The organism is Bradyrhizobium genosp. SA-3, assembly GCF_004212635.1.
Classification (GTDB): domain Bacteria; phylum Pseudomonadota; class Alphaproteobacteria; order Rhizobiales; family Xanthobacteraceae; genus Bradyrhizobium.
On the sequence record NZ_PSRT01000097.1, the window covers coordinates 1 to 22,500 of the forward strand.

Here is a 22,500-nt window from a genome sequence, read left to right on the forward strand (position 1 = left end):
CGCTGAAGGCGCGGATTCCGGGTGAGGGGGACTCTCCGCGAGTCCAACTGTCTCCGTCCCCGCGGAGAGTCCCCCTCACCCCAACCCTCTCCCCGCAAGCGGGGCGAGGGAGCGTAGCCGCCGTCGCGGATAGCGTTGTTGTCCATCGCAGATTGAGCCCGTCAAACCAGACTCCACTTCGCCTCAAAACGTCTTAAAATCACCTCAGGGAAGGGATCACCGACATCGCATGACCTCGCCGACCGAAGATCGATCGCCGAAACTGCCGCGCGGCTGGCTGCGCGCGACAATCGTGTCGACGATCGCGCTTGCCTTCGTCGGCGCGGCAGCAGGCTTCGTTGCGTTCCTGTCGCAATTGCGCGGCGCCGAGATGGTGCCGGACCGCAAGGCCGACGGCATCGTGGTGCTGACCGGCGGGTCCTCGCGGGTATCGGACGCGATGGAGCTGCTCGCTGCCGGCTACGGCAGGAGGCTCCTGATCTCGGGCGTGCATCCGACCTCGACGGCGAGCGATATCTCCCGGACCCTGCCGGAGAACCAGTCCTTCATGACCTGTTGCGTCGACCTCGACCGCACCGCGCTCTCGACTCGCGGCAATGCGGCGGAGGCGCGGCGCTGGGCCGAGGGGCGCCGGTTCAAATCGCTGATCGTGGTCACCTCGAATTATCACATGCCGCGCGCGCTGGTGGAATTCTCGCACGCGATGCCGCAGACGACGTTGATCCCGTTCGCAGTCGTCGGCGACAAATGGCGCGAGGAGCCGTGGTGGACTTCGCCGTCGACGTTGCGGCTGCTGCTGTCGGAATATGCCAAGTACGTCGCGGCCGAGGCCAGAGTGCGGCTGGAGAATTTCGGGATTGACCTTTCGCCCGAAGTGTCGGAGCAGCCTTCCGGCTTGCAGCCGAAGCGGCCCGCCACCGCACAGGCCAATTGACCGGCAATGATCGGATCGTCGATGTTTCTGATTTTCCTGCGCTCGCTCGTGTTCAACGTGCTGTTCTACGCCGTGCTGGTATGCCTGGCGATCGTGGCGCTGCCGACCTTTGCGCTGCCGCCGCGCGCCATGCTGACGGTCGCGGAATGGTGGGCGAGGGCGACGCTGGTCCTGATGCGCGTGATCTGCAACATCAAGGTCGAATTCCGCGGGGTCGAGAAGATTCCGCAGGGGCCATTGCTGATCGTGGCCAAGCACCAGTCGTTCTGGGAGACGTTCGTCTTGCCCGGCTTCTTCGACCGTCCGATCTTCATCCTCAAGCGTCAACTCATGCAGATCCCGGTCTTCGGTCAGTTCCTGGTCAAGACCGGCATGATCGCGATCGACCGCAATGCCGGCGTGAAGGCGCTGCTGGACATGACGCGGCGGGCGCGCGTGGCCGTGCGCAGCGGCCGTCAGCTCGTGATCTTTCCGGAAGGCACGCGCCGCGCGCCGGGCGCTGCCCCCCACTACAAGACCGGCTTTGCGCAGATCTATTCCTCCTGCGGCGTGCAGTGCCTGCCGATCGCGCTCAATTCCGGCCTGTTCTGGCCGCGCCGCACCTTCATGCGCTATCCCGGCACGCTGGTGGTGGAATTCCTCAATCCACTGCCGGCGGGCCTACCGAAGGACGAGTTTCTCGCGCGCGTGCAGACGGCGATCGAAGACGCGACCGGCCGTCTCGTCGAAGCCGGCCGGAAAGAGCAGGAGCAGTTGATCGGCTCCGCGCCGAGCTATGCGCCGTCGGAGAGTTAGCGATTCTCTCGATCTTCGACGGGCGCCGGCGCGTGCAGGGAATGCGCATCACCGTGCAGCATCGTCGCAAGCCGGTGCAGCTGCGTGTCGCGAAAGCCTTCGGCCTCGATCGCTTTCACCGTCGCGGTGACGTAGTCGCGATTGGCGCCGGACTGGCCATGGCCCTGGATGACATGGCGGTGCTGCTCGGTGAGCGACAGCCGGCCGGCATATTGGACATGGCCGCGGTCGACGACATAGGTGAGTGCGGACACACGCTGGCGCGCATCGTTCTCCAGCCACACCGAGCGCATGACCTCGCGGTAGACCGAGGTGACCTGCTCGCGTGCCCGCAAATAGGCGACGACCTCAGTGCGGTTCTTCTCGGCGACGCGGAAGGCGATGCCGCGGCAGGCGCCGCCGCGATCGAGCCCGAGCACCAGGCCCGGCTTCTCCGGCGTGCCGCGGTGCACGAAGGAATAGACGCAGAGCGCGCGATGCTCGCCGACCAGCCGCGCCGAGACGCGCTCCTCGAATTCGAAGCCCGGCCGCCACATCAGCGAGCCGTAGCCGAACACCCAGAGGTCGTCCTTGGCTGTGGTGACGGAGGGGAGGGGGATTTCCGACATTTCGGGCACGGCTACCAGAACCGTGCCCCCAAGCGAAGCGAATTCTCCGCCTTTCGTCGGGGGCCGGCCTCGCTTACATTTGCCAAAATCCGGGGTCAAAGGGTCGCCGCATGTCCAATATGACCGTTGCCGCAGGCCGCCGCTCCCGTTGGGGCCTTTTCATCGCACCCATTCTCGTCCTGATCCTCGCCGTCGCCTGGAGCTGCTTCTGGTTCTATGCGGCGTCGCAGGCCGAAATCGCCGCAGACGCCTGGCGCGCGCAGGAGGCCAAATCCGGACGCATCTATGATTGCGCCAAGCGCTCGATCGCGGGCTTCCCGTTCCGCTTCGAGGTCCAGTGCTCCGGCGCCAGCGTCGCCCTGGTGTCGCAGAATGCGAGCAAGACGCCGTTCACGGCGAAGCTCGACAACATCCTGGTCGTCGCCCAGGTCTACGACCCCAAGCTCGTCATCGCCGAGTTCTCCGCGCCGGCGACGCTGACCGACGGCGTCACGCAAAACACCTTCGTGGTCAACTGGAGCAAGGGTCGCGCCAGCGTGGTCGGTCTGCCGGCCGTGCCGGATCGCGCCTCCATCGTGTTCGACGATCCCAGCCTCAACCGTCTCGACGGCAGCGTGCAGGTGCCGCTCGCGCGCGCCAAGCAGGTCGAGCTGCACGGCCGCCTCGCGGACGGATCGCCGTCCGATCACCCGGTGATCGAGACGGTGGTCCATGTCGCGCAAGGCAGCATCCAAGGCGTTCATCCCTTGCTCGCCGAGCCGTTCGAGGCGGACACGCGCGCGAAGGTCACCGGCCTCACCGATCTCACGCCAAAACCCTGGCCGCAGCGCTTCCGCGAGATCCAGGCCGCCGGCGGCCATATCGAGATCGTGCAGTCGCGGATCCAGCAGGGCGAGATGATCGCGGTTGCTGCCGGCACGCTCGGTCTCTCGGCCAATGGCCGGCTCGACGGCGAGTTGCAGATGACCGTGGCGGGCCTCGAACGCGTGATCCCGGCGCTCGGCATCGAGAAGATGCTGGAGGAGGGCGTGCCGCAGGCAACGCTCGACCGCGTCGCGCCGGGCGTGAAGTCGCAGGACCTCAACAATCTCTTCGGCGCCCTCGACCGCGCCGTTCCGGGCCTCGGCAAGGTCATCAAGCAGAACGCCAACGCCGGCGTTGCCGCCGGCATCAATTCGATCGGCACCGAGAGCACGCTGGAAGGCAAGAAGGCGAGAAGCTTCCCGCTGAAGTTCGTCGACGGTGCCGTGCTGCTCGGCCCGGTCAAGGTCGGCCAGATTCCACCGCTGTATTGAAGAGCTGCCTCGTCATTCCGGGGCGATACGCAGCATCGAACCCGGAATCCATTTCACCGCGTGCGCTGTGGCCCAATGGATTCCGGGCTCGCCCGTCGGGCGCCCCGGAATGACAAGGCGCTACGGCTTCTTCAGCGCCGCATGGGGCCGGCCGAAATCCGGCGCGGCCGAATCCTGGCCGATCTCCACGATGCCGCGGCGGATGGCGCGGGTGCGGGTGAAGTGGTCGAACAGGGCCTCGCCGTCGCCGCGGCGGATCGCGCGGGTGAGCTTGGCGAGATCCTCGGTGAAGGTGCCGAGCATCTCCAGCACGGCTTCCTTGTTGGCGAGGAAGACGTCGCGCCACATCGTCGGATCGGACGCCGCGATGCGGGTGAAATCGCGAAAACCGCCGGCGGAGAATTTGATCACCTCCGATTCCGTCACCTGCGCCAGCTCGTCGGCGGTGCCGACGATGGTGTAGGCGATCAAATGCGGCAGGTGGCTGGTGATCGCGAGCACGAGATCATGATGATCCGGCGTCATCACCTCGACCTTGGCGCCCATCGCAGCCCAGAAGGCGCGCAGGCGATCGGTGGCAGCCGCATCGACGCCTTCCGGCGGCGTCAGGATGCACCAGCGGTTGATGAAGAGCTCGGCGAAGCCGGAATCCGGGCCCGAATGCTCGGTGCCCGCCACCGGGTGCGCCGGCACGAAATGCACGCCCTGCGGCAGATGCGGGGCCATATCCCTGACCACCGCGCCCTTGACCGAGCCGACGTCGGAGATGATCGCACCCGGCTTGAGATGCGCGGCGATCTCCCGCGCCACCTCGCCGCAGGCGCCGACGGGAATGCAGAGGATGACCAGATCGGCATCCTTCACCGCTTCCGCATTGGTCGCCACGACGTGGTCGACGATGCCGAGTTCGACGACCCGCGCGCGCGTCTTCTCCGAGCGCGCGGTGGTGACGATCTCGCCAGCTAAGCCCTGGAGCTTCGCAGCACGCGCGATCGAGCCGCCGATCAGGCCGAAGCCGATCAGCGCGACGCGCTGGAAGTGCGCCTGCGCGCTCATTTGCCGGCCATGAAGTCGCGCAGGGCCTCGATCACGAGGCGGTTGGCCTCCTCGGTGCCGATGGTCATGCGCAGCGCGTGCGGCAGGCCATAATTCTTCAGCGCGCGCAGCACCAGGCCCCGCTTGGTCAGGAAGGCGTCGGCATCGTCCGCGGTCTTGCCCCTGTCGGTCGGGAAGTGGATCAGCACGAAATTGGCGACGCTCGGCGTCACCTTCAGCCCGAGCTTGCCGATCTCTTCGGTCAGCCGATTTCGCCAGGTCTCGGTGAACTGCTTCGACATCGCCTGGTGCGCGGTGTCCTCGATCGCGGCGACCGCGGCATACATCGCCGGCGTCGACACGTTGAAGGGACCGCGGATGCGGTTGACCGCGTCGATGATGTGCTCGGGGCCGAACATCCAGCCGATGCGCAGCGCCGCAAGTCCGTGGATCTTGGAGAAGGTGTGCGTCACCACGGTGTTCTCGGTGGTGGCGACGAGCTCGATCCCCATCTCGTAATCGTTGCGCGAGACGTAGTCGCAATAGGCGGCATCCAGCACCAGCAACACGTGCGACGGCAGGCCGGCGCGCAGGCGCTTGACCTCGTCGAACGGCAGGTAGGTGCCGGTCGGGTTGTTGGGATTGGCGAGCCAGACCAGTTTTGTCCGCGGTGTCACGGCCTTGAGGATGGCGTCGACGTCGGCGGTGAAGTGCGTTTCAGGCGCGACCACGTTCTTGGCCCCGTTCGCCATCGTCGCGATCGGGTAGACCAGGAAGCCGTGGGTGGTGGAGATCGCCTCGTCGCCCTGGCTGAGATAGGTGTGCGCGAGCAGATTGAGGATTTCGTCCGAGCCGGCGCCGCAGATGATGCGGTTGGGATCGAGACCGAAGCTGCGGCCGATCGCCTCGCGCAGCACGCGCGAGGTGCCTTCGGGATAGTCTTCCAGATGTTCGGCCACGTGCTTGAACGCCTCGATTGCCTTCGGCGAGGGCCCGAACGGCGTCTCGTTGGCCGAGAGCTTGAACACCTTGCGGCCCGGCTCCGGCACCGGGCTCTTGCCGGGCGTGTAGGGCGCAATATCGAGAATGCCGGGATTCGGCACGGGGCGGGACATCTTCAACTCCGGATTGGCGGGACGGCTCGCGACTTACGATTTCGGCCCGGTCGGGGGCACCGTATAGCGCGTTGCGTGGCTGCCGACGAGGGCCGTGGAGCGCACCGAGGCCCCCGCCTCGATCAGGGCAGCCTTGATTTTGTCGATGCTGGTCGCGCTGGTGACCGAGACCAGCAGTGCGGCGCCATCGAAGGCGGTATCGGGCACCGCCACGATCTCGGCGAGCGGCGACAGGGCGCGCGCGACCTCGGCGTTCCATCCCGAAACGCGGACGCTGAAGGTCTCGACCTCCGTCACCAGGGCGCTGTCGGCGACCCGCGACACCGCGAACACGGGCATCGCGGCTGGATGGTCGGCGCGCTCGACGAAGGGCAGCCGCGCGATGATCTTTGGCGCACCTTCTTCCTCGAGCGACAGCCACCACGGCGTGCGGCTCGAGGTGGCCGAGACCAGCGCCAGATCGCCCTTGGACTTCGCCACCGCCTCGACCGCCGCCTGCGCGCTGAAATGCGCGACGTAAGGCACGGTGAAGCCGAAGTGGAAGCGCGCGGAATCACGCATGGCCGGCTCGCTCACCGAGATGTCGGCATGCACGGAGAACGGCGCCTGGACATAGGTGAAGGTGGAGATGATCACGCGCCAGATGCTCTCGACCGTGTCGAGCGGCAGGATGCCGCGATGACGCTGCACGAGGTCACGCATCATGGCGGCCTCGCGCGCCGGTCTGAACGCCGAGCCGACCTCCTGGGTCTGCTTCACCTGGATCAGGCGGTCGATGATGTCGCCGCGCTGCATCAGGAGGCGATGCATGCCCTCGTCGATCGCGTCGATCTCCTTGCGCAATTCCTGAAGCGATGGTGGCGCGGGCGGACGTTGGGACATGACTGACAAAGGGCTGTTGAGAGGTGCCGATCCGCAAAAGCGGTCAACTGCGGTCTATCCTGATTAGGCAGGATAGGCAGCGAAAGCAAAGAGAAATGACGGCCTTTTCGATCAACCGCTCGGAGGCAAATCCGGTCGACCCGGGCCGCGACTTGACGAAAACCGCCCAAGACGGTAGTTTTTGCCTGTTCCGTGGTCATTTGAGCCGGCCGGCTTGCAGCCACGTTAAAAAACTCGCTAAACAGGCCGGGGACGCTTCCGATCCCGGCCGAACCTATCGTTCAGGCCGGGTTTTTCATGGCCTGATGTCACTGCGATCTGAAGTCCGATCGCAAACGAGGTCGATGGTCAACAAAATGGGTAGCGTCAAGTCGATACCGAGTCCTGCGATCAGCACCGATGATCGGTCACACGAGGTCGATCATCCGAGTTCGCAGGTTATGCGTTTCGGCGCCGATCAGCCGCTGCGGCTCGATTGCGGCATCGATCTGTCGCCTTTCCAGATCGCCTACCAGACCTATGGCGAATTGAACGCCGATCGCTCCAACGCCGTTCTGGTTTGCCATGCGCTGACCGGCGACCAGCATGTCGCCAATGTGCATCCCGTCACCGGCAAGCCCGGCTGGTGGGAGACGCTGGTCGGCCCCGGTCGACCCATTGATCCCAAGCACTACTTCATCATCTGCTCCAACGTGATCGGCGGCTGCATGGGCTCGACCGGGCCGGCGTCGATCAATCCCGCCACCGGCAAGGTCTGGGGTCTGGACTTCCCTGTCATCACCATCCCCGACATGGTGCGCGCGCAGGCGATGCTGATCGACCGGCTCGGCATCGACACGCTGTTCGCGGTCGTCGGCGGGTCGATGGGCGGCATGCAGGTGCTGCAATGGACCGCGGCCTATCCGAGTCGCGTGTACTCCGCACTGGCGATTGCTTGCTCGACGCGGCACTCGGCGCAGAACATCGCGTTCCACGAGCTCGGCCGCCAGGCCGTGATGGCCGATCCCGACTGGCACAATGGCGGCTATGCCGATCGCGGCATCCATCCGCATCGCGGCCTTGCGGTGGCACGCATGGCGGCGCACATCACCTATCTCTCCGACGCCGCGCTGCACCGAAAATTCGGCCGCCGCATGCAGGACCGTGAGCTGCCGACCTTCTCGTTCGATGCCGACTTTCAGGTCGAGTCCTATCTGCGCTACCAGGGCTCGTCCTTCGTCGAGCGCTTCGATGCCAACTCCTATCTCTATCTGACGCGAGCGATGGATTATTTCGACATCGCCGCCGATCATGGTGGCGTGCTGGCGAAGGCTTTTGCCGGCATCAAGACCCGCTTCTGCGTGGTGTCCTTCACCAGCGACTGGCTGTTCCCGACCTCGGAATCGCGCGCGCTGGTGCATGCGCTGAACGCGTCGAGCGCGCGGGTGTCGTTCGCCGAGATCGAGACCGATCGCGGCCACGACGCCTTCCTGCTCGACGTGCCCGAATTCTTCGACATCTCGCGCGCCTTCCTGCAATCGGCAGGCAAGGCACGCGGTCTCGACGCCAAAGGTGGCTAGAATGTCCGTACAGGAAGTGCTGCCGCTGAATGGCGTTGCGGCCGGGCCGCCCGGTCAGTTTCGTGCCGACCATCTGCTCGTTGCCGAGATGGTCAAGCCGGGCTCGAAGGTGCTCGACGTCGGCTGCGGCGAGGGCGATCTGCTCCAGCTGCTGGAGACCCGCGGCATCGACGGCCGCGGCATCGAGCTGTCGCGCGAGGGCGTCAACCGTTGCGTCGCCAAGGGGCTCGCGGTGGTGCAGGGCGACGCCGACACCGACCTCGTCAACTATCCCGACGATGCCTTCGACTACGTGATCCTGTCGCAGACGCTGCAGGCGACGCGGCAGCCGCGGGTGGTGCTGGAGAACCTGCTGCGCATCGGCCGCCGCGCCATCGTCTCGTTCCCGAATTTCGGCTTCTGGAAGATGCGGCTCCAGCTCCTGATCGGCGGCCACATGCCGCGCACGGAGAACCTGCCGGCGACCTGGTACGACACCGCCAACATTCATTTCTGCACCATCAAGGATTTCGTCGAGCTCTGCGACGAGATCAACGTCAAGATGGAGCGCTCGGTGGCGCTCGACCTCTACGGCCGCCCGGTGCCGCTGAACCTGCCGTGGTGGGTGTGGAACATGTTCGGCGAGCAGGGCGTGTTCTTGCTGAGCCGCGGCGGAGGAAAGTAGTCTCTCGTCATTGCGAGCGAAGCGAAGCAATCCAGAATCCCTCCGCGGAAAGGCCCTGGATTGCTTCGCTTCGCTCGCAATGACGGCGTATGCGGCGATCTCGCGCTAACCCGCCGCCACCGACCTCGCATCCCGCACCGGCCAGCGGCCCGCTTCCACCAGCGTGACGAACCGCTCCACGCTCTCGTTAAACAGCGCGGGCTCCTCGAGATTGAGCACGTGGCCCGACTTCGGAAACATCGTGAGCCCAGCCGCCGGAAGGTGCTTCTTCAAGAACAGGCTCGGGCCGACGCACGGGTCGTCCTCGTCGCCGCAGATGATCAGCGCCGGCGTTGAGGCGCGCTTGATCGCGTCCGTCATCGTGTAGATCGAGGGACGGCCGCCCTGGAAGCCGCGCATCGTGCGCGCCGAGCCGCTGGCATCGTGCCGCGCCAGCGCGGCGTAGAAGTCGGCGTGGCCGCGCGGATCCTTCACCAGGAAGGGAATCCGGCTCGGCGCCTCGCGCGTGACCTTTGCGACTTCCGCGGAGCCTGATGTCTCGAACTGCTCGGCATTGGCGCGGCACTGCTTGCGCCAGGCGTCGAGGTTCTCGATCTCCGAGCCCGAGCCGACGCCGGCCAGCGTCATCGACAGCGCGCGGCGCGGCGCGTTGAGCCCGATCTGGAGCGACGAGTATGCTCCCATCGACAGGCCGACGAGATGCGCGCGCTCGATCCCGAGATGATCGAGCACCGCGAGCGCATCGGTGTAGAAATGCGTGTAGGTATAGACCTCGCCATCGGGCACGTCCGAGGGCGTATAGCCACGCGCAGAGTAAGTGATGCAGCGATGGCTGCGCGAGAAGTAGCGCATCTGCGGCTCCCAATTGGTGTAGTCGGCCGCGAACTCGTGCAGAAAAATGATCGGCGATCCCTGGCCCGCTTCCTCGAAATAGATGCGGACGTCATCCCTGGTCATGGCGTGGGGCATTAACCGTTTCCCTCTCTTCATGCTGCATTTAGAGGATCGCAGTTAATGCTGTTGTCCGCAATGCGGCAGCATCAGATGAGTATTGACGCAAAATCATCGCAGCTATTCGCCGACGCGGCGTCTTTTTCTCGCCACATCGGGCGGCTTAACGGCCTTTCGGATGTCGGCCGCCGCACGGGCCGGCGGGAAGTGGGGGTGTCAGTCAAGGATGAAGAATGTTTGAGTTGTTTGCGTATCGCCTGTCGCGTTGTGTTGTCGCGCTGGCGCTCTTCTTCGCGGCAGTCGCCGTATTCGTTTCTCCGGCCTCAGCGCGGCCGCATCATCGTCATAGCGCAGAGCGGCACGTTTACGTGCATCACGCCAGACATCATCACTACCGCCACCATGCACGCAGCTCGCGCTTCGAGCGCAGCGCGACGCAGTTGCAGGCGAGTGGATTCGCCAACACCCAGGCGAGCTATGATCCCAACGCCAATAGCGGCGGCATGGCCAATAACGGCATGAGCAGCGGCGGCTTTGGCGGCGGATCGGGCCTCGTGTCCGAGGCGCGCCGCTATCTCGGCGGCAATCCGACCGGACGCGGCAGCCTGTGGTGCGCGCGTTTCATGAACATGGTGCTGCAGCACACCGGGCATCAGGGCACCGGCTCCGACATGGCGAGCTCGTTCGCGCGCTACGGCACGAGCGTCTCCGGTCCGCAGGTCGGCGCCATCGCGGTGATGTCGCGCGGCGGCCGGGGCGGCCATGTCGGCATCATCACCGGCGTCGATGCCAAGGGGAATCCGATCATGATCTCCGGCAACAACGGCAACCGCGTCCGAGAGACGCCGGTCTCGCGCGGCCGGATCTATGCGTATGTGATGCCGAATTGACGACGTAGCCGTAGGGTGGGCAAAGGCGCAAGAGCGCCGTGCCCACCGGTGGTGCGTCAGCGTTCGCTAGCAGGAAGGGTGGGCACGCTTCGCTTTGCCCACCCTACGGCAGCGGTGCCTCGTCACACCAGCTTCGGCTCTTCCACCGCGACTGCATCGCCGACGCCGATCTCGCCACCTTCGATCACCTCGGCATAGATGCCGCAGTCCATGTGGCCGAGATTGCGCGAGAGCGTGGGCGGGATTTCGAGATCGCGCTTTGCGGTGACAGGGTCGACATTGGTGGCCGGGCAGCGGACGATGCGCTTGACCACCTTCAGCCGGGCGTCACCGATCGCAAGCGTCTGGCCGACGAGGTCGAGCTCCGACCAGGCCGGCCAGCCCTTCAGGTAGAGATTGGCGCGGAAGCGCAGGGGGTGGACTGCGGCGCCGCCCAGCATGGTCTCGATGGCGCGGACGCTGTCGAGATTGATGATGGACACGACCTTGCGGGCGACGTCGGAAAAGCTGTGGTCGCGGCCGGACAGGACCTTCGGCGGTCCCTTCAGCTCCGGCTGAAAGTTCTCGCTGAAATAGCTCTCGATGGCGGCGCGGCCGGCAGCGGTCTCGAGATCGCCGCTGGCGACGATCTGGCCGTCCTTGCGAATGGTCAGGCGGTTGGTCGCGTCGTCGAACCGGCTGTCGAGGGACGCCAGCCGCTTATTGCGCGCCAGCATCAGAAACTGGATTTTCGGCTTCCACTGCGGCGCCTCAGGGTCGAACCCGCTCGGCCCGTTCTCGATGGCGTAGCGGCGGTCGGCGGGCAGGGTGTGGCCGCTCCGCAAGGCGACGCGGGTCAGGCGCTCCGGTGTCAGGCCCTTAATCGGGTAGCGGTAGAGGCCGGTAATCTCGGCGGTGCGGCTGGCTGTCATGCCGCTACTTAGGGGATTCGACGGGCCCGCGCCAAGCGGCTCATGAGCGCACGAAATTGTGAACTCGCCTCTTTCGCATCCGCAACCCGCTTCCCACATTTGCCTCAGGCCGGCGGCCACGCCGGCAAAAGAGACCCGTTACCGGTTGAGAAACGTCAATGCGGTAATCGGAAACCCAGTGAAGATGCCATTTGGGGTGCCTGAGAGGGCCCCAGGGGCAGGCCGAGGGATAGAAAAGACATGAATATCGAGAAATACACCGAACGCTCCAGGGGCTTCATTCAGTCCGCGCAGTCGCTTGCGATGCGCGAGGGGCACCAGCAGTTCTCCACCCTGCACGTGCTGAAGGTCCTGCTGGACGACACTGAGGGGCTGGCTTCCGGCCTGATCGACCGAGCCGGCGGCAATTCCCGTGCAATCCTGAAGGCGACCGAGGACGCCCTGAACAAGGTGCCGAAGGTCTCCGGCGGCGGCGCCGGCCAGATTTATCTGGCGCCCGAGCTCGCCCGCACCTTCGACGCGGCCGAAAAGGCCGGCGAGAAGGCCGGCGACAGCTTTGTCACGGTCGAGCGGCTGCTGCTCGGTCTTGCGCTGGAGAAGACCAGCGAGGCCGGCACGATCCTCAACAAGGGCGGTGTCACCCCGCAAAATCTCAATGCGGCGATCGAGGCGCTACGCAAGGGCCGGACTGCGGACTCCGCGACCGCCGAGAACGCCTATGACGCGCTGAAGAAATATGCCCGCGACCTGACCCAGGCCGCGCGTGACGGCAAGCTCGACCCTGTCATCGGCCGCGACGAGGAGATCCGCCGCACCATCCAGGTGCTGTCGCGCCGGACCAAGAACAATCCGGTCCTGATCGGCGAGCCCGGCGTCGGCAAGACCGCCATCGCCGAGGGGCTTGCGCTGCGCATCGTCAACGGCGACGTGCCGGAGAGCCTCAAGGACAAGAAGCTGCTCTCGCTCGACCTCGGTGCGCTGATTGCCGGTGCAAAATATCGCGGCGAGTTCGAGGAGCGGCTCAAGGCCGTGCTCCAGGAAGTCACCGCGAGCGAGGGCAGCTACATCCTGTTCATCGACGAGATGCACACGCTGATCGGTGCCGGCAAGGGCGACGGCGCGATGGACGCCTCCAACCTGCTCAAGCCGGCGCTCGCCCGCGGCGAGTTGCACTGCATCGGCGCGACCACGCTCGACGAGTACCAGAAGCACGTCGAGAAGGACGCGGCGCTGGCGCGGCGCTTCCAGCCGATCTTCGTCAGCGAGCCGTCGGTCGAGGACACCATCTCGATCCTGCGCGGGCTGAAGGACAAGTACGAACAGCACCATGGCGTGCGGATCTCCGATTCCGCGCTTGTGGCCTCCGCAACGCTGTCCAACCGCTACATCACCGACCGCTTCCTGCCCGACAAGGCGATCGACCTCATGGACGAGGCCGCGGCGCGGCTGAAGATGCAGGTCGATTCCAAGCCGGAAGAGCTGGATTCGCTGGATCGCGAGATCATCCGGCTCAAGATCGAGCAGGAGGCGCTCAAGAAGGAAAGCGATCCGGGCTCCAAGACCCGGCTCCAGACGCTGGAGAAGGATCTTGCCGAGCTCGAGGAGAAGTCTGCGGCGCTGACGGCGCGCTGGAGCGCGGAGAAGAGCAAGCTCTCCGATGCCCAAAAGCTGAAGGCCGAGCTCGACGGCCTGCGGGTCGAGCTGGCCAACGCCCAGCGGCGCGGCGAATTCCAGCGCGCCGGCGAGCTGGCCTATGGAAGGATCCCGGAGCTCGAGAAGAAGCTCGCGGCTATCGAGGCCAAGGAAAACGCCGGCGAGATGATGGAGGAGGCTGTTACCGCCAACCACATCGCGCAGGTGGTCTCGCGCTGGACCGGCGTGCCCGTCGACAAGATGCTGGAAGGCGAGAAGGAGAAGCTCCTGAAGATGGAGGAGCAGCTCGGCAAGCGCGTCGTTGGTCAGGCCGAGGCCGTGCGTGCGGTGGCAACCGCCGTGCGCCGCTCGCGTGCAGGCTTGCAGGACCCGAACCGGCCGACCGGCTCGTTCATGTTCTTGGGGCCCACCGGCGTCGGCAAGACCGAGCTGACCAAGGCGCTGGCGGAGTATCTGTTCAACGACGAGACCGCGATGGTCCGCCTCGACATGTCCGAATACATGGAGAAGCATTCGGTCTCGCGTCTGATCGGCGCGCCTCCGGGCTATGTCGGCTATGACGAGGGCGGCGCGCTCACCGAAGCGGTGCGGCGTCGGCCCTACCAGGTGGTGCTGTTCGACGAGATCGAGAAGGCGCATCCTGACGTCTTCAACGTCCTGTTGCAGGTGCTCGACGACGGCCGCCTGACCGATGGCCAGGGCCGCACCGTCGATTTCCGCAACACGCTGATCATCATGACCTCGAACCTCGGTTCGGAATTTTTGGTGAACCAGCCGGAGGGCGAGGACACCTCGGCCGTGCGCGAGCAGGTGATGGGAATGGTGCGTGGGCATTTCCGCCCCGAATTCCTCAACCGTGTCGACGAGATCATCCTGTTCCACCGCCTGCAGAAGAGCGAGATGGGCCGGATCGTCGAGATCCAGTTCGCGCGGCTGCAGAAGCTGCTCACCGATCGCAAGATCACGCTGACGCTCGATGCCGCAGGGCGCGACTGGCTCGCTGCCAAGGGCTGGGATCCCGCCTACGGCGCACGTCCACTCAAGCGCGTGATCCAGCGCCACCTCCAGGACCCGCTCGCCGAGATGATCCTCGCCGGCGACGTCAGGGACGGCGACAGCGTTGCGATCTCGTCTGAAGGCAACGTGCTGACCTTCAACGGCAAGGCGCCGCAAACCGCGGAGATCGCCCAGTTCGAGGCGCCGGTGTCGAAGCGGAAGTTGAACTGAGCGCTTCTGCTACCTGAAACAACAAGCCGCCCCGGAGAGGTTCACCTCTCCGGGGCGAATTGTTTGGTGGAATCTGCTGGCTAGAGCATGATCCGGAAAAGTGCGTAGCGGTTTTCCGAAAAGATCATGCTCAAACAATAACCTAAAGCGCGATGACGATTCATCCCAATCCCATCGCGCTTTAGCTGACTGGGGACGCGGAGCCCGGAGAGGCCGGACCTTCCTCGTCGTCAACCTGCTCGAGCTCCGACAGAATATCCACGAGCTCGCGCACGCGGCCTTGCGCCAGCGGACGGAGATCGTTGATCATCGGCTCGTCATTGGCGAGCCAGGCCTGGGCTTCGGCGAGTTCCTCGACGGTTGCGCCGGTTCCGATGATCTGGGCAATGGTGACATCATCGGCCCGGTCCACGGCCTTGACGACGTCATCACGTGAGAGGCGCGTCATGGGCGATCCTCCTGCTGCTCGGCTTCCGTCAGCGTCTAACCGGGGAACCCACGCGTGGTTCCCGGTCATGTTTTGCCCGGCGAATGTTACTTCCTCACCGCCTTGTAGATCGCGTTCTCCATGTCCGAGCTGAAGTAGATGACGCCGCTCGCGCCGATCGCGACGCCTGTCGGGATGTGGGTCGGCAGGCCGCCCGGCGCCCCCGTCAGGCCGATCGGGAGATTGGCCGCGATCTCCGTCACCTTGCCGGTCTCCGGCGCGATCTCAATCAATCGTTTGGCGCCGACTTCCGCCACGATCAGCTTGCCGTCGCTGGCGCGCGCGATGCCTTCGGGCATTTTCAGCTCCTTGGCGAGCACGGTCTTTTCGCCGTTCTTGTCGATCCGGGAGACGGCGCCGGAGAAGGCTTCGGTGACGTAGACCTCGCCGGTCGCTCCGCCGACGAGACCCACCGGTCCCTCGAGATCGCCGATCAGCGTGGCGCGATCCTTACCATGCTCACCGCTCACCCTGACCAGCGATTTGGTGCCGAGCTCGGCCACCAGAATGTTGCCGTCCGCGAGCACGATCGCGTCATGCGGGGCCTTGAAGCCGTGCAGCATGTCGCGCGTGGCGCCGGTCTTGCCGTCGATCACCTGCACCGTACCGGTGAACCAGCTCGACAGGACCACGTCGTTGCCCTTCGCCGTCGCGCTCATCGGATATTCGAGGGTGACGTCGGCGGCGTGCATGCGCGCCTTCTCGGTGACCTCGCCGGTGGCACCGTCCACCGTGCGATAGGCGAATACGTCGGCGACGTGGATGGTATCCTTGCCGTTGTCCGAGGTGACGCCGATGCCGCCGGGCAAAGCGAGCTTGCCGATGATGATCTGCTTCGCCTGGCCGGTCGCCGGATCGACCTCCTGGATGCCGTTGTCGGCCATGTTGGAGACGTAGATGCGGTCCTTGTCGTCGATCGCGAGATTGTCCAGCGACGGCTTCAGTTGCGCGACCATGGTCTTGGCGCCGGATTTGGGATCGACGCGGACGAGCTGCCCGAGCGCGGTGTCGACCACAAAGAGGTTGCCCTTGGAATCGAAGTTCACCGCAGCCGGGACCTTGAAGCCATCGGCGACGACGGTCAGCTCGGCCTTGTCGACGTCGACTTTGGCGACCTGTCCCTTGAACCAGAGCGGACCGTAGAGCTTGTCGTCCGGGCCGAACTCGAAACCGTTGAGGCCGCCCATCTTCTCCATGATCTGGCGGGGCGGTTTGACGCCCTCGACGTCGATCTCGTAGAGCGTGTCGCCGAGGAAGACGGTGGTGGCGTAGAGCCTGCCGTCCTTGCGGAAGGCGAGCGAGTTGATGCCGGGAAGGCCGGAGGCAAGCTTCTTGATCGGGCCGTCGCCCTTGCGCGCATAGAGATCGCCGCCGAGGAAGCCGGTCCAGGCCATGGTGCCGTCGGGCGCGAACGCGATGTCGTCGGCCATTCCGATCGGAGCCGGGATTGCAACCTTGGCGGTACCGCCGGCGATGTCGACCTCGTAGAGCGCGGCGCCCGCGACGCTGCCGGCAAACAGATGGCCGGCCTTGTCGATGCCGAGCCCATGTACGCCGTGGAATGCGGAGCCCGGGACGAGTTTGGTGACCTCCCAGGTTGCTGGCAATGTCTCAGCCGATGCACTCGTGATGGAGAAAATTGCAGCAACCAGGGCTGCGCAGGCGAACCTGTCCTTCATGGCGAGACCTCCCATTTTCGGAAAGTATTCGCCCGTCACGCCGCTTTGGCAAACGAAACTTGACGTTGTAACGCCGCGAAGCGACTTCATTTCACTAGTGTTGTGACTCCGACAGTTCATTCCGTCATTCCGGGGCTCGAGCGGCGCGAGGGAGCCCGGAATCCATTGGGCCACAGAGTACGCGGGCAAATGGATTCTCTGATGCGCAATTGCGCATCATAGCTCACGCCTTCGTTGCGCCCCGGAATGACATTGAGTGAATCAGACGTCAGAGAGACAGCACTCGCGTCGCCTCCAACTCGCATTCGATATCCGGGTGATGGCGCCGTTGCGGCCGCTCATCATCGCTTCGAGCCGGCCGCGGTCTTTCGAGGTTTGCGTATCGGACCTTCCAGCAAGTGGCCGCGCGGCAATCGCGATTGAGCGTCCAACAGTTCCATCGTCCCAGCCCGACGAGGGGCGCCGGAACCGTTCGATTTGATGAAACTGGTGCGGTGGACTGGGGTTGCCCCCAGAGCAGCACAGGATATTGCCATGAAACAAGATCTTGTCGCCCACAATCATCGTGTCTTTGACGAGCTTCATCCCAAGATCTACGGGGCAGCGGTCGGCCTTGTCGTATGGTTCGCGTTCATGGCCTGGGTGCTGTTTGACCGCAGCAGTGACATCAGTCTTTCCCTCGGCCTCGTCACGTTGCTGTTCGTAGTCGCGATCCTGCTGCCCTGGGCCCTTTCGCGGCTCTGGAGGAGGTATCGGATGCCGTACGAGCCGCATCTGGGGCCGACATCACTGCACGACTGGGAGGCCGGCGAATTCAAGGTCTGGGGTGCAAAACTTCGCGGCTCGCATGCCGCGATCGACGTCCTGTTGCCGCTGGCGGCCGTCTCGTTCGGCCTGACGGCGATCGGGATCGTCTTCGTGATCGTGCGGGCGTGGGCGCTGCCGTAGCTCTCCGGCGCCGGATTGCCGGATACGGCGGAAGTATATCTGCAGAATGGCCCCGCCCGCGCCGTGGTGCGGACGGGACTTCGCTTGCTACCGGCTTGTCGTCAGCCGCGGCGGGTTCTGGGACATCATCCAGAGTTCGACCGCAGCAAGCACAGCCACCAGGATGCCGACCACGACGTGCACCGTCATTGCCGTCTTGGCGCCCTGGAACCCGAGCACCCAAGGCGCAATAAGCGTCCACAGGCCGACGATCAGGTTAAGCCACTCCTCCCACACCGCGAAGGCTGCGAGCGCCGCGATGGCTAGGATCGCAATTACAATGCCCGCGACATACGCGTTCTGAGAGGCTGCTCCGGCATCGAATCCGAATATCCAGGGCGAGAAGAACAGGAATGCGCCGAGGATCAGGTTCGCGACGTCGCACCATTTTGCGTTCGTCCAGTTCTCCATGACATCCTCCATTAGCTCCGCCCCTTATGCGAAAATAACCGGGCCACCGTCCAGCGTGTTCCTTGCGGTTCCAGCGAAATTGAATGAAGGAGCGGAACGCGCGGCACCTGATGTGACGCGGCAAGCCGCCTCGCCACGAAGTTCGCTCAGCTGGCTTAGCGGTTGATGACCTGCAGCGGCCCGCCGGTTGCGTCCGACATGCGGGCGATGGCGCCGCCGCGACCGCTCATCATGCCGTCGAGCCGATCGCGCTCCTTCTCGAAGCTTGCGAGCATCGGGCCCTCCAGCGACCGGCCGCGCGGCAGCTTCACACGCATCGGATCGACGAAGCGGCCGTTGACCAGGATCTCGTAGTGGACGTGCGGGCCGGTCGACAGGCCGGATGAGCCGACGAAGCCGATCACCTGGCCCTGCCGCACCTTCTTGCCGACTTCCATGCCCTTGGCGAAGGCCGACATGTGGCCGTAGGCGGTCTCGTAGCCGTTGGAGTGCTTGATGCGGATATACTTGCCATAGCCGCCCTCGGGGCCGGCCTTCTCGATCATGCCATTGCCGGAGGCGAAGATCGGCGTGCCGTAGGCGGTGGCCCAGTCGACGCCGGTGTGCATCTTCACGTAGCCGAGGATCGGATGGCGGCGCCCGCCGAAGCCGGAGCGCATGATGGCGTTGTTGACGGGCTTCCTGACCAGGAACTTCTTCGCGCTCTTGCCGGTCTCGTCGTAGTAGTCGACGACGCCGTCGTCGGGGCTCTGGTAGCGGTAGTATTTCTTGGTCTCGCCCCCGACGGTCAGCGAGGCGAACAGCACCTCGTTCTTCTCGCTCGCGGTCACGCCCTCGTCTTCGCCGGCGTAGAACACGTCGAAGGAATCGCCCGGCTGCACCTTGCGCTGGAAATCGACGTCGTAGGAATAGATCTTGATCATGTCGTCGATGACGGGCATCGGCACCTTGTTGCGCATCGCGGTCTCGTAGATGCTCTGGTAGAGCCGCACGCCGGAGCCGTCATCGTCGTCATCGTCGTCGCTGTTGGCGTTGGCCGTAGCGTCGGCGACGGTGTTCATGCTGGAGACGTCGACCGCGACGTATTTGCCGAGATCGGACAGCGCCGCGATCGCCTCGACCATGGTGTCGTTTGCAACCACCACGCGATAAGGCTGCAGCCGCGCGCCGGGGCTTGCGGGCGCCATCAGGATGCGCAGCTTCTCGCCTTCCTTCAGGCCGCCGTCGCGGCCGCGCGGACCGAGCGTTGCGGTGATCGCCTTGATCTCGTCGGCGGTGGCGCCGAGATCGCGCAGCACGCCAGCGACGCTGTCGCCCTTCTTGACCATGTGGACGCGTTCGCCGTTGGGATTGCCGCCGGTGATCTGCTCCTTGGTCTTGGGCAGCAGCGTGACGTTTTCCGGCACCACGCGCGTCTCGAAGCCGGCATAGGGGTCGGACGACGACACTTCGGTAGCATAGGCCATCTTCATGTCGGACGCCCCGGTCGCGCCGGAGACGTCGGCGGTGGCATTGGCGAGCGAGGCGTAGCGCACCCCGCCATTGCCGCGCCAATTGGCGGCATCACGCACCCGCATCAGGATGTCGTCGAGCGCCACCACCGCGGAGATCTTGGCCTTCGGCAGCACCGGCGACAGGTCCTTGGTGACGAAGGAGACCTCGGCGTCGGGTTCGACCGCTTCCGGATTGTTCGGATCGTCGGAGGCGGTCTTCGGATCGGAGCCGACGTCGGTGAGCAGGCGCTGGGCGTTGAACGGCGGGATCTTCGCCGACAGATCGCTCGTCGTCATCGACAGATTGCCGGCGATGCGGACGAAGGGGCGCACCCGCATCACGTCGCGATTGCCGACGCGGGCGACCGTGGAGACGCGGACGATGTTGCGCGAAGCCGTGGATTCGCTCGGCGGCGGCAGGCGGTCGCTCTTGTGCAGCGAGGCGGCGCGATCGGCTGCGCCGAATGCACCGCGCAGCGCGCCTTCGACCCGCTCCGGCACCTTGGCGAAGGTCATCTCGCCGTCGAGTGACGCGAAAACGGCGCCGCCGATCAGGGCCGCGCCGCAGAGTCCGGTCAGAATCGTCCCGCTGAACCATTGTACCGAGACGCGGCGGCGGTCGATGACGGCAGCTTCAGAACCATCGACGGACAGCGGCGGCTCGTGGCCGAGATCGATGATCCCGGTCTCACGCCCGTAAGCGCCGCGTGACGTCCTGTGGTTCAACCCAAGTCCCCCAATTCAACGACCCAAAAACCCCGCCTCGAGCCTTTTCCCGGTCGCCCTCTTCGAGGCGTATCGCAGGAAAAAGGCAAGCCGCATAGGCGTTCGCGGTCAGAAGGCCCCGATGACGGGCCGGCCGAAATTACGAACAGCTAAACGGAAAAAGGTCTCTCGATGTCTCTCGAACGCCGGAAGAAGGCCGCGTCATCTGCAAGATCGCCTTCCTCTGACCCCATGAAAACCGCCGGCAGCCCCCACTGGCATCCCGCGATTCAAGCTTGTCTCTTATCAGAACGCCGCGGGATTGTGGCTCAAGTACGGCGCCAAATATGGAAAAGTTTCCTGAAGGGACGGGCGCGGGAGGCCGCCTCGGAAGGGTACCCAAGCCGCCTCCCAGGCGTCCGACCAAGTGCCCTCCCAGGTGCCCCTCCCAGGCACCCTCCCAAGTGCCCTCCCAAGCCCCTCCGGAGCCCGCTGGGGCGCAAACTTTTTTTCAGTTTTTTCTCCGCGCAAGCTCCCTTCGTGCGCCCCGCGCCCCGCTAACCGACTGGAATCGCGCGAATTTTTCAGCCAATCCACTGTGCGACGATTTGTTGACGATTGGCGTTGACAGCTCGGAAGGTGGGGCCTATAAACCCAACCACTGAGCGCGGCGCCGCCGGGTCACTGACCAAGGCGAGCGAACGCGCCACTGATGCTCCTCACCTTGTTGAGTGACACAACAATCGACACCAGTCGGTTGGAGTTCATTCATCGTCGGTAAGGGTGTCGGAACCCTTCCTCCCAGGAAGGTTGGGGCCTCCACGGTCCCGGGCTGTTTGACAAGTGAAGATGAAGAAAGAGAAACGTGGACGGCGGAGTCCTTGCGGGTCTCGCTTCTGAAAAGCTTCGGCTTTTCTGATCGAGACCGGACGAAAGACTTCGGCGGTACACGTTTCAAAGGTAACACCATGACCTCTTCATTGAGGTCAGTTCGCAAGCGATGTGAATCGCTTCGCGAGTATGGTGGGACCTCGTCAAACGTTGTGATCAGCCGGTTCAAAGTTCAAGTCCAACTTGAGAGTTTGATCCTGGCTCAGAGCGAACGCTGGCGGCAGGCTTAACACATGCAAGTCGAGCGGGCGTAGCAATACGTCAGCGGCAGACGGGTGAGTAACGCGTGGGAACGTACCTTTTGGTTCGGAACAACACAGGGAAACTTGTGCTAATACCGGATAAGCCCTTACGGGGAAAGATTTATCGCCGAAAGATCGGCCCGCGTCTGATTAGCTAGTTGGTGAGGTAATGGCTCACCAAGGCGACGATCAGTAGCTGGTCTGAGAGGATGATCAGCCACATTGGGACTGAGACACGGCCCAAACTCCTACGGGAGGCAGCAGTGGGGAATATTGGACAATGGGGGCAACCCTGATCCAGCCATGCCGCGTGAGTGATGAAGGCCCTAGGGTTGTAAAGCTCTTTTGTGCGGGAAGATAATGACGGTACCGCAAGAATAAGCCCCGGCTAACTTCGTGCCAGCAGCCGCGGTAATACGAAGGGGGCTAGCGTTGCTCGGAATCACTGGGCGTAAAGGGTGCGTAGGCGGGTCTTTAAGTCAGGGGTGAAATCCTGGAGCTCAACTCCAGAACTGCCTTTGATACTGAAGATCTTGAGTTCGGGAGAGGTGAGTGGAACTGCGAGTGTAGAGGTGAAATTCGTAGATATTCGCAAGAACACCAGTGGCGAAGGCGGCTCACTGGCCCGATACTGACGCTGAGGCACGAAAGCGTGGGGAGCAAACAGGATTAGATACCCTGGTAGTCCACGCCGTAAACGATGAATGCCAGCCGTTAGTGGGTTTACTCACTAGTGGCGCAGCTAACGCTTTAAGCATTCCGCCTGGGGAGTACGGTCGCAAGATTAAAACTCAAAGGAATTGACGGGGGCCCGCACAAGCGGTGGAGCATGTGGTTTAATTCGACGCAACGCGCAGAACCTTACCAGCCCTTGACATGTCCAGGACCGGTCGCAGAGATGTGACCTTCTCTTCGGAGCCTGGAACACAGGTGCTGCATGGCTGTCGTCAGCTCGTGTCGTGAGATGTTGGGTTAAGTCCCGCAACGAGCGCAACCCCCGTCCTTAGTTGCTACCATTTAGTTGAGCACTCTAAGGAGACTGCCGGTGATAAGCCGCGAGGAAGGTGGGGATGACGTCAAGTCCTC

The 22,500-nt window shown here is 64.2% G+C and carries 18 protein-coding genes, 1 rRNA gene and 1 riboswitch (1 of these 20 only partly in view); of the genes, 9 read left to right on the top strand and 10 right to left on the bottom strand.

Annotation, left to right across the window (positions count from 1 at the left end; genetic code table 11):
• Nucleotides 1-229: 229 nt before the first annotated feature.
• Both CWO91_RS28750 and CWO91_RS28755 read left to right on the top strand, forming a co-directional pair.
• A complete protein-coding gene (locus CWO91_RS28750) occupies nt 230-934 on the top strand; it encodes a YdcF family protein (protein WP_128931217.1) in 705 nt (234 codons plus the stop codon).
• A 21-nt stretch (nt 935-955) separates the two neighbouring features.
• Nucleotides 956-1,729: a lysophospholipid acyltransferase family protein gene (locus tag CWO91_RS28755; RefSeq protein WP_130218375.1), complete on the top strand. Its 774-nt coding sequence runs from the start codon at nt 956-958 to the stop codon at nt 1,727-1,729.
• Here CWO91_RS28755 and CWO91_RS28760 read toward each other — a convergent pair.
• The gene (locus CWO91_RS28760) at nt 1,726-2,337 is read right to left on the bottom strand and encodes a gamma-glutamylcyclotransferase (RefSeq protein WP_165405772.1); all 612 of its coding nucleotides are present in this window, start codon (nt 2,335-2,337) and stop codon (nt 1,726-1,728) included. The two genes, CWO91_RS28755 and CWO91_RS28760, sit on opposite strands and share 4 nt — an antisense overlap.
• Nucleotides 2,338-2,447: 110 nt before the next feature.
• Here CWO91_RS28760 and CWO91_RS28765 point away from each other — a divergent pair, with 110 nt between their 5' ends.
• Nucleotides 2,448-3,632 (top strand): DUF2125 domain-containing protein, encoded by a 1,185-nt coding sequence (locus CWO91_RS28765; RefSeq protein ID WP_130218379.1) that lies wholly within the window; start codon nt 2,448-2,450, stop codon nt 3,630-3,632.
• A 120-nt stretch (nt 3,633-3,752) separates the two neighbouring features.
• Here the strand turns inward: CWO91_RS28765 and CWO91_RS28770 are convergent, their stop codons facing one another.
• The 3 genes from CWO91_RS28770 to CWO91_RS28780 are packed head-to-tail and all read right to left on the bottom strand — an operon-like array spanning nt 3,753 to nt 6,664.
• Complete coding sequence (locus tag CWO91_RS28770) at nt 3,753-4,688, bottom strand: prephenate/arogenate dehydrogenase family protein (protein ID WP_130218381.1); 936 nt, start codon at nt 4,686-4,688, stop codon at nt 3,753-3,755.
• Complete coding sequence (gene hisC, locus CWO91_RS28775; RefSeq protein ID WP_130218383.1) at nt 4,685-5,782, bottom strand: histidinol-phosphate transaminase; 1,098 nt, start codon at nt 5,780-5,782, stop codon at nt 4,685-4,687. Before hisC ends, CWO91_RS28770 begins: the two co-directional genes overlap by 4 nt.
• Nucleotides 5,783-5,815: 33 nt before the next feature.
• Nucleotides 5,816-6,664, bottom strand: a complete 849-nt coding sequence (locus CWO91_RS28780; protein WP_130218385.1) for a chorismate mutase — start codon at nt 6,662-6,664, stop codon at nt 5,816-5,818.
• Nucleotides 6,665-6,846: 182 nt separating this feature from the next.
• A riboswitch (SAM riboswitch) is annotated at nt 6,847-6,926 on the top strand.
• Between the two features lie 94 nt (nt 6,927-7,020).
• Between CWO91_RS28780 and metX the strand changes: the two genes are divergently transcribed.
• Both metX and metW read left to right on the top strand, forming a co-directional pair.
• On the top strand, nt 7,021-8,223 hold the full coding sequence (gene metX / locus CWO91_RS28785) for a homoserine O-acetyltransferase MetX (protein ID WP_130218415.1): 1,203 nt from the start codon (nt 7,021-7,023) through the stop codon (nt 8,221-8,223).
• Nucleotide 8,224: 1 nt separating this feature from the next.
• Nucleotides 8,225-8,887, top strand: a complete 663-nt coding sequence (gene metW, locus CWO91_RS28790) for a methionine biosynthesis protein MetW (protein ID WP_165405773.1) — start codon at nt 8,225-8,227, stop codon at nt 8,885-8,887.
• Between the two features lie 105 nt (nt 8,888-8,992).
• Here the strand turns inward: metW and CWO91_RS28795 are convergent, their stop codons facing one another.
• Nucleotides 8,993-9,856 (bottom strand): alpha/beta fold hydrolase, encoded by an 864-nt coding sequence (locus tag CWO91_RS28795; RefSeq protein WP_130218389.1) that lies wholly within the window; start codon nt 9,854-9,856, stop codon nt 8,993-8,995.
• Between the two features lie 215 nt (nt 9,857-10,071).
• Here CWO91_RS28795 and CWO91_RS28800 point away from each other — a divergent pair, with 215 nt between their 5' ends.
• Complete coding sequence (locus CWO91_RS28800) at nt 10,072-10,728, top strand: TIGR02594 family protein (protein WP_130218391.1); 657 nt, start codon at nt 10,072-10,074, stop codon at nt 10,726-10,728.
• 122 nt (nt 10,729-10,850) lie between these two features.
• Here CWO91_RS28800 and CWO91_RS28805 read toward each other — a convergent pair whose 3' ends face one another.
• The gene (locus CWO91_RS28805; RefSeq protein ID WP_130218393.1) at nt 10,851-11,639 is read right to left on the bottom strand and encodes an MOSC domain-containing protein; all 789 of its coding nucleotides are present in this window, start codon (nt 11,637-11,639) and stop codon (nt 10,851-10,853) included.
• Between the two features lie 240 nt (nt 11,640-11,879).
• On the opposite strand from CWO91_RS28805, the gene clpB reads away from it, so the two are divergent.
• A complete protein-coding gene (gene clpB, locus CWO91_RS28810) occupies nt 11,880-14,519 on the top strand; it encodes an ATP-dependent chaperone ClpB (protein ID WP_130218395.1) in 2,640 nt (879 codons plus the stop codon).
• Nucleotides 14,520-14,700: 181 nt separating this feature from the next.
• On the opposite strand, the gene CWO91_RS28815 is transcribed toward clpB, so the two are convergent.
• Nucleotides 14,701-14,967, bottom strand: a complete 267-nt coding sequence (locus CWO91_RS28815) for a hypothetical protein (RefSeq protein ID WP_130218397.1) — start codon at nt 14,965-14,967, stop codon at nt 14,701-14,703.
• 86 nt (nt 14,968-15,053) lie between these two features.
• Complete coding sequence (locus CWO91_RS28820) at nt 15,054-16,685, bottom strand: Vgb family protein (RefSeq protein ID WP_130218399.1); 1,632 nt, start codon at nt 16,683-16,685, stop codon at nt 15,054-15,056.
• A 534-nt stretch (nt 16,686-17,219) separates the two neighbouring features.
• Between CWO91_RS28820 and CWO91_RS28825 the strand changes: the two genes are divergently transcribed.
• Complete coding sequence (locus CWO91_RS28825; RefSeq protein ID WP_128931232.1) at nt 17,220-17,633, top strand: hypothetical protein; 414 nt, start codon at nt 17,220-17,222, stop codon at nt 17,631-17,633.
• Nucleotides 17,634-17,720: 87 nt separating this feature from the next.
• Here the strand turns inward: CWO91_RS28825 and CWO91_RS28830 are convergent, their stop codons facing one another.
• Nucleotides 17,721-18,083 carry an SPW repeat protein gene (locus tag CWO91_RS28830; RefSeq protein WP_130218401.1) on the bottom strand — a complete coding sequence of 121 codons (363 nt, stop codon included), beginning with the start codon at nt 18,081-18,083 and terminating at the stop codon, nt 17,721-17,723.
• Nucleotides 18,084-18,238: 155 nt separating this feature from the next.
• Nucleotides 18,239-20,302 carry a M23 family metallopeptidase gene (locus CWO91_RS28835; protein WP_130218403.1) on the bottom strand — a complete coding sequence of 688 codons (2,064 nt, stop codon included), beginning with the start codon at nt 20,300-20,302 and terminating at the stop codon, nt 18,239-18,241.
• Between the two features lie 1,049 nt (nt 20,303-21,351).
• Here CWO91_RS28835 and CWO91_RS28840 point away from each other — a divergent pair.
• A 16S ribosomal RNA gene (locus tag CWO91_RS28840) occupies nt 21,352-22,500 on the top strand (it continues 340 nt past the right edge of the window).

Bases quoted from the DNA above. Each gene is read 5' to 3' on its own strand.
- CWO91_RS28750 (WP_128931217.1), top strand. From the start codon at position 230: ATGACCTCGCCGACCGAAGATCGATCGCCGAAACTGCCGCGCGGCTGG.
- CWO91_RS28755 (WP_130218375.1), top strand. From the start codon at position 956: ATGTTTCTGATTTTCCTGCGCTCGCTCGTGTTCAACGTGCTGTTCTAC.
- CWO91_RS28760 (WP_165405772.1), bottom strand. From the start codon at position 2,337: ATGTCGGAAATCCCCCTCCCCTCCGTCACCACAGCCAAGGACGACCTC.
- CWO91_RS28765 (WP_130218379.1), top strand. From the start codon at position 2,448: ATGTCCAATATGACCGTTGCCGCAGGCCGCCGCTCCCGTTGGGGCCTT.
- CWO91_RS28770 (WP_130218381.1), bottom strand. From the start codon at position 4,688: ATGAGCGCGCAGGCGCACTTCCAGCGCGTCGCGCTGATCGGCTTCGGC.
- hisC (WP_130218383.1), bottom strand. From the start codon at position 5,782: ATGTCCCGCCCCGTGCCGAATCCCGGCATTCTCGATATTGCGCCCTAC.
- CWO91_RS28780 (WP_130218385.1), bottom strand. From the start codon at position 6,664: ATGTCCCAACGTCCGCCCGCGCCACCATCGCTTCAGGAATTGCGCAAG.
- metX (WP_130218415.1), top strand. From the start codon at position 7,021: ATGGGTAGCGTCAAGTCGATACCGAGTCCTGCGATCAGCACCGATGAT.
- metW (WP_165405773.1), top strand. From the start codon at position 8,225: ATGTCCGTACAGGAAGTGCTGCCGCTGAATGGCGTTGCGGCCGGGCCG.
- CWO91_RS28795 (WP_130218389.1), bottom strand. From the start codon at position 9,856: ATGCCCCACGCCATGACCAGGGATGACGTCCGCATCTATTTCGAGGAA.
- CWO91_RS28800 (WP_130218391.1), top strand. From the start codon at position 10,072: ATGTTTGAGTTGTTTGCGTATCGCCTGTCGCGTTGTGTTGTCGCGCTG.
- CWO91_RS28805 (WP_130218393.1), bottom strand. From the start codon at position 11,639: ATGACAGCCAGCCGCACCGCCGAGATTACCGGCCTCTACCGCTACCCG.
- clpB (WP_130218395.1), top strand. From the start codon at position 11,880: ATGAATATCGAGAAATACACCGAACGCTCCAGGGGCTTCATTCAGTCC.
- CWO91_RS28815 (WP_130218397.1), bottom strand. From the start codon at position 14,967: ATGACGCGCCTCTCACGTGATGACGTCGTCAAGGCCGTGGACCGGGCC.
- CWO91_RS28820 (WP_130218399.1), bottom strand. From the start codon at position 16,685: ATGAAGGACAGGTTCGCCTGCGCAGCCCTGGTTGCTGCAATTTTCTCC.
- CWO91_RS28825 (WP_128931232.1), top strand. From the start codon at position 17,220: ATGAAACAAGATCTTGTCGCCCACAATCATCGTGTCTTTGACGAGCTT.
- CWO91_RS28830 (WP_130218401.1), bottom strand. From the start codon at position 18,083: ATGGAGAACTGGACGAACGCAAAATGGTGCGACGTCGCGAACCTGATC.